We start from the raw sequence: 5,046 nt of genomic DNA, 5'->3' as shown, positions 1-5,046 counted from the left end.
TCGGCTGCACGTTCGCGCGGAATACCGCATACGATTCGGGCGGCGGCATGTACAACACCCTCGAATCGGACCAGATGCTCGAAGGCATCGTCAATTGCGTTTTCGCGAACAATCTCGCGATGACCGGAAATGGCGGCGGCATGTGCAACGTCCAGTGTGCGCCGCGCGTCTATTGCTCCTCGTTTGCGGGCAATGCGGCCGGCGGCGGCGGCGCGATGCACAACGGAGCGGCAGCGCCGGAGGTCTTCGACTGCGTCCTTTGGGGCGATGCGCCGAACGAACTGAGCGGCGGCGACGCAGCGCCTTCGGTTAGGTACTCCTGCGTGCAGGGCGGCTGTCCCGGCGCGGGCAATATCGACGCCGACCCTCTGTTTGTCGATGTGGCTGGCAATGACCTGCGGCTGCAGCCGGGCTCGCCGTGCATCGATGCCGGCGCAGCCGGCGGTTCGTCCGTCGATATCCTAGGGGTCTCGCGGCCCCAGGGTTGCGCCTACGACATGGGCGCGTACGAGTTTGAGAGCGTATGCATGGGCGAAGGCGAGGGTGAAGGAGAAAGCGAAGGTGAAGGGGAAGGCGAGGGAGAAGGCGAGGGAGAAGGCGAGGGAGAAGTAGAAGGCGAGGGCGAGGATTGCGAATTGATGAGTGGCGGAAGACGCTGTGAATGTTATCTTGCGGAGTCGTCTGTTGTGCCATCTACCGGCAGCCAGGCCAGAGGGCATGTGGTTGTCCAAGATGTCTGGTATTCCTGTCCGGGCTGGGGTTGGTGCCCGGAGTCGACATATGAAATATACGTGTCTCACAATGTGGCGAATCCTGTATCAGTGCAGATCAGAAAAGGGAAGCCGGGAGAGAATGGCCCGCTTTTGGTGGAGGTGGAACTGCCCACGCAGCGGTTATATGAGTGCATAAACCCTGCTGACAGCGGGTTCCCCTACTGTGATTGCTACGCAGTGATCACCAGCGTCGAATACCCTGACGGGGAAGTGCGGGGACAACTGGATTGTATCGGCTTCTTCGACGGAGAAGGCAGCGAGGAGTGGCCGGTTTGTGAGGGACAGGGCGAAGGCGAAGGTGGCAGCCCGGACCCCTGTGCGGATGAGTGGCACACGGCGGACCAGAATCAGGACGACCTGATCCAATTGTCCGAGCTCTTGCGCGTGATTCAGTTCTACAACTCGGGCGGGTTCCATTGTGCAGATGATCCGGGCAGCACGGAAGACGGCTACGTGCCGGGCCCCGGCGCGAGTATGGGTTGCTGTGCCTATGACGGCGATTACAGTCCTGCTGGCCCCGATTGGCAAATCACGCTCACAGAGTTATTACGGATCATCCAGTTCTACAACTCGGGCGGATATCATCATTGCCCCGAGGCCGGCACGGAGGATGGGTTCTGTCCCGGCCCGGGGAATGAAGCGTATGCATCGCTGCTCTGGTTGTTCATGGTGGGGGCCGCGGCCCGGGGACTTCGTGACTATTGGCTCCGATAGAGGCCTCATTTCTCCATGAAGCAGGATTCTGCCCAGCGCCGACCGCAGCTTGGATTGTATCTGTGTTTATCTGTGTTCATCGGTGGTTCATTGGAGATTAGCAACCACAGATGAACACCGATGGACACAGATGAAAACTGGGCGGTAGCCGGGCTTGCGACATTATGGTGGTTGCTGTAGTTTGGAAACAGGAGGAACCAGTCATGAACGGTGGGAACAAGTCTGGGTTCAGACGATTTGAGATTTCCTGTTTTCTTGTCTTGGCGACGGTCTGTGTCGCGGGCGGCGCTGCCGCAGAACCGCAAAAGGCCTTGTTGCCGCCGAATGTCGTGTCGATTACGCGGGACGGGCCAAGCCCCACGGCCGCGCCGGAAGTAGTGTTCGTGGTCCTGTTCGACGAGCCGGTCACGGGCGTGGACCTCGAGGATTTCGAACTGGAGGCGCACAATCTCGTCGGCGAGGCGATGCTGTCCGTGACGGGCACCGGCACGACGTACGACGTTCTCGTGGACTCGGGCGAAGGCGCGGGCGTCATCGAGGTGCATCTGCGCGACAACGACACGATTCGTGACCTCGACAGCAACGCGCTTGGCGGGCCCGGTCCGGGCAACGGCGACCACGACTGCGATGAGATGTACGTGGTGGACCGGCGCGGACCGGAGATTACGCTGACGGTCGACAATCCGCTCGTCATCGAATGCGGCGGCGGTGTGTTCACGTACCCGGACGCGACCGCGACCGACACCACCTATGGGGACGTGACGGCGGACATTCAGGTGACCGGTACGGTGGACCCGGATGCGGTGGGCGATTATGAAGTCACGTATACGGTCAGCGATCCGCTGGGCAACACGACGGAATTGGTGCTGGTGGTGCAAGTGCGCGACACGACCCTTCCCGGCATCGTGTTGCTGGGGGACAATCCCCAGGAGTGGCCTTGCGACGCGCCGTATGCGGACCCGGGCGCGTCCGTCACCGACACGTGCGACGACGTGCCCGAACTGGTCATTGACGCCGGTGACGTCGACCCGTCGCAAGCGGGCACGTACACGGTCTACTTTACGGCGGCCGACGCTTCCGGCAATGTGGGTCAGGAAACGCGCGCGGTAGTTGTGCTTGCGCCATGCGGCGAAGGCGAGGAGCCCGTTGCGCACACGGCGGACCAGGACGGCAACGGGCTCATCGAACTGAGCGAATTGCTCCGCGTGATCCAGTTTTACAACTCGGGCGGGTTCCACTGCGCGGATGATCCGGGCTCGACGGAGGACGGCTACGTGCCGGGGGCGGGCGCGAATCATGCCTGTGCGCCGCACGCTTCCGATTACGATGGCGGTGCAAGCTGGACCATCATGCTGACCGAGTTGTTGCGGCTCATCCAGTTCTACAACAGCGGCGGGTACCACGCCTGCCCCGGCGAAGGGACGGAAGACGGCTACTGCCCGGGATTGGCGTGAGGGAACGGAGTGGAGCGGCCATCCCGTCGCGGTCGTGAGACCGCGATACAACACCTGACTTTATGGCGCGTATTCCAGGAAACGCCAGAAGTGGCCGCCGAGAAGGCTGGCGATATCGCGCTGCAGTTCTTCTTGCGTCACGGCCCAGCCCGCGCGCAGCAGGTCGGCGTACTTGTCGCCGAGGACGCGGGCGATGATGCCGCGCGAGTGGTCCCATTTGTAGATCACCTGTTCGAGCACGCGCGCGTCGGAATGTTGCGGGATCATGACCGGCCCGATCAGTTCCAGGCGCATCCGCGTGATTTCCTCGATTAGGCTTGGGTCGTTCAGAAACCACCAGCAGCCGAAGACGAGCAGGTTGCGGAATTTGCGCGCGGCGACGCAGCAGGCGTGCTGGTTCTCGCGGGCAAGCATGGTGAGCATGAATTTGTTCTTCGGGAACGCGGCGCAGAGCCGTTCGACCGCGGTCACGTCGCCCGTGCCCACGCCGTCCCCGGCGAGGCGCAATGCGGGATTCACCTGCCGCGTCACGCCGATCATCATGGCGAAGGGGATGTTGAACTCGAGCGCCACGGGCAGGACCGCCTCCGCGATCAATGTCGCGCGGGGCGAATCCTCGGGAAACGCGAATCCGGGCGGCAGCGACACGGCCATGTATCGGGCGTTCATGCGCCGGACCCAGCCGGACAGGAACCGCCGCGTTTCGGCCAAGGCGCGCCGCGACAGGCCCGTGTCCACCGCATAGCCCCATGCCTGCAGCCGGGCGTGGCTGTCCGTCCAGTTGTTCAGCAGCGGGTCAATGCGCAGCGCGGCATGGAAGCGCGGGTCGGTCTCGCCGGCGCGCTCCCACACGGGCCGCTCCGCATCGTCGAAGGGGTCATTCGTCATGACGGCGTCGCGCAGGCCCGCGACGTGGAACACGCGGTCGACCTGCGCGACGGCGTCCTGCGCCGCGAACCATGCGCGATAGGCTGCGAGGTCGCGCGCCGCCACGTCCAGGCCGAGCCGGTTCAGGACGGTCAGGACGCCGCGGCACGCTTCGCTTAGCGGCGCCTGTTCGAGGAACAGCGTTTTCCAGATGGCATCCGCCTGCGCCGGCTTGTCGAGCGCCCAGAACGTCTCATAGGGCATGTCGGAAGCGCGGAAGAACTCGGCAATCAGATAGTGGTACGTGAGCACCTCATCAATGCCCCACAGCAACAGGGGTCCAAACGCGGGCGCGTAGAGGTGCGTGTGTATGTCGGTCACGGGCGTGTGCGCCACGATGTCGTTCACCGCCAAGCGTAATGCCGTTTCGTCGCCAGTACGGAACATGGATGCCTCCGAGTCGTCCAAGTTGGAGATTTGCGCGCTATGCGGGCTTCTTCGCCTGTGCCCACCGCAACGCTCAAAAAACTGTTTCAGACTCCCCTTTCGCCGTGAACCGTGTCTCCAAAACGCCCCTCCGTGAAAGCAGCGGCCCGAGTGCTCTTATGCGGCGTCCCGGCACCTTTCCGAATCCGTCATGCGCAGGAATTCAGGCGCCAGAGCCATGGCCATTCACGCGCATACAGTGATGGGTGAACCCCAAGGTTCTGGGGCAGATTCCGGTGCGTCTTGTGTCACTTTATCATGAACCCGGCCATCAATACGACAGAATTCGGGATTTCGCGCCGGGCAGCGGCCGTCATGTCGGCCTGGAAGCGCCGGCGCTGCCGCGGCTTGCCGTATTTGCCTTTCTAAACGTTTTCGCCCAAGAGGCGGACCATCTGTTAGAATACGCGCCTTTCCGGGAGCAGGAAGGGGTAATCCTTGGACAAAAAGGCGGTACATTTCGGGGCCGGCAATATCGGGCGCGGTTTCCTCGGCCAGCTGTACTTCGAATCGGGGTACGCAACGACCTTTATTGACGTGGCCGACGAGGTGGTGCGCAGCCTGCACGCGCGGCGGGCCTATCCGCTGCGGCTGGTGTCTGAGGTCAACGAGACCATTTGGATACGGGACGTGGACGCCGTGCACGCCTCGGATACCGAAGCCGTGACGCGTGCGATTGCCGAAGCGTCCCTTGCCTCGACGGCCGTGGGGGTGAACGTGCTGCCGCGCATCGCGCCGCTGCTGGCCAAAGG

General features: G+C 62.9%; 4 protein-coding genes. 3 read left to right on the top strand and 1 reads right to left on the bottom strand.

The features are described from left to right. Both KA184_17445 and KA184_17440 read left to right on the top strand, forming a co-directional pair. On the top strand, positions 1–1,487 hold a 1,487-nt coding region (locus KA184_17445), incomplete at its 5' end, for a CHRD domain-containing protein (GenBank protein MBP8131367.1). 203 nt (positions 1,488–1,690) lie between these two features. After that, positions 1,691–2,941, top strand: a complete 1,251-nt coding sequence (locus tag KA184_17440; GenBank protein ID MBP8131366.1) for a DUF5011 domain-containing protein — start codon at positions 1,691–1,693, stop codon at positions 2,939–2,941. Between the two features lie 60 nt (positions 2,942–3,001). Here the strand turns inward: KA184_17440 and KA184_17435 are convergent, their stop codons facing one another. After that, positions 3,002–4,255 (bottom strand): glucuronate isomerase, encoded by a 1,254-nt coding sequence (locus KA184_17435; protein ID MBP8131365.1) that lies wholly within the window; start codon positions 4,253–4,255, stop codon positions 3,002–3,004. A gap of 477 nt (positions 4,256–4,732) precedes the next feature. Here KA184_17435 and KA184_17430 point away from each other — a divergent pair. Beyond that, positions 4,733–5,046 (top strand): mannitol-1-phosphate 5-dehydrogenase (locus tag KA184_17430; GenBank protein MBP8131364.1); only part of this gene is annotated, 314 nt, incomplete at its 3' end.

Source organism: Candidatus Hydrogenedentota bacterium, from assembly GCA_018005585.1.
Lineage (GTDB): Bacteria > Hydrogenedentota > Hydrogenedentia > Hydrogenedentales > JAGMZX01 > JAGMZX01.
The sequence above is the reverse complement of the archived record's forward strand: the minus strand, read 5'-3'. Positions and strand labels throughout refer to the sequence as shown.

Coding starts and splice junctions, on each gene's coding strand:
- KA184_17440 (MBP8131366.1), top strand. CDS start 1,691: ATGAACGGTGGGAACAAGTCTGGGTTCAGACGATTTGAGATTTCCTGT.
- KA184_17435 (MBP8131365.1), bottom strand. CDS start 4,255: ATGTTCCGTACTGGCGACGAAACGGCATTACGCTTGGCGGTGAACGAC.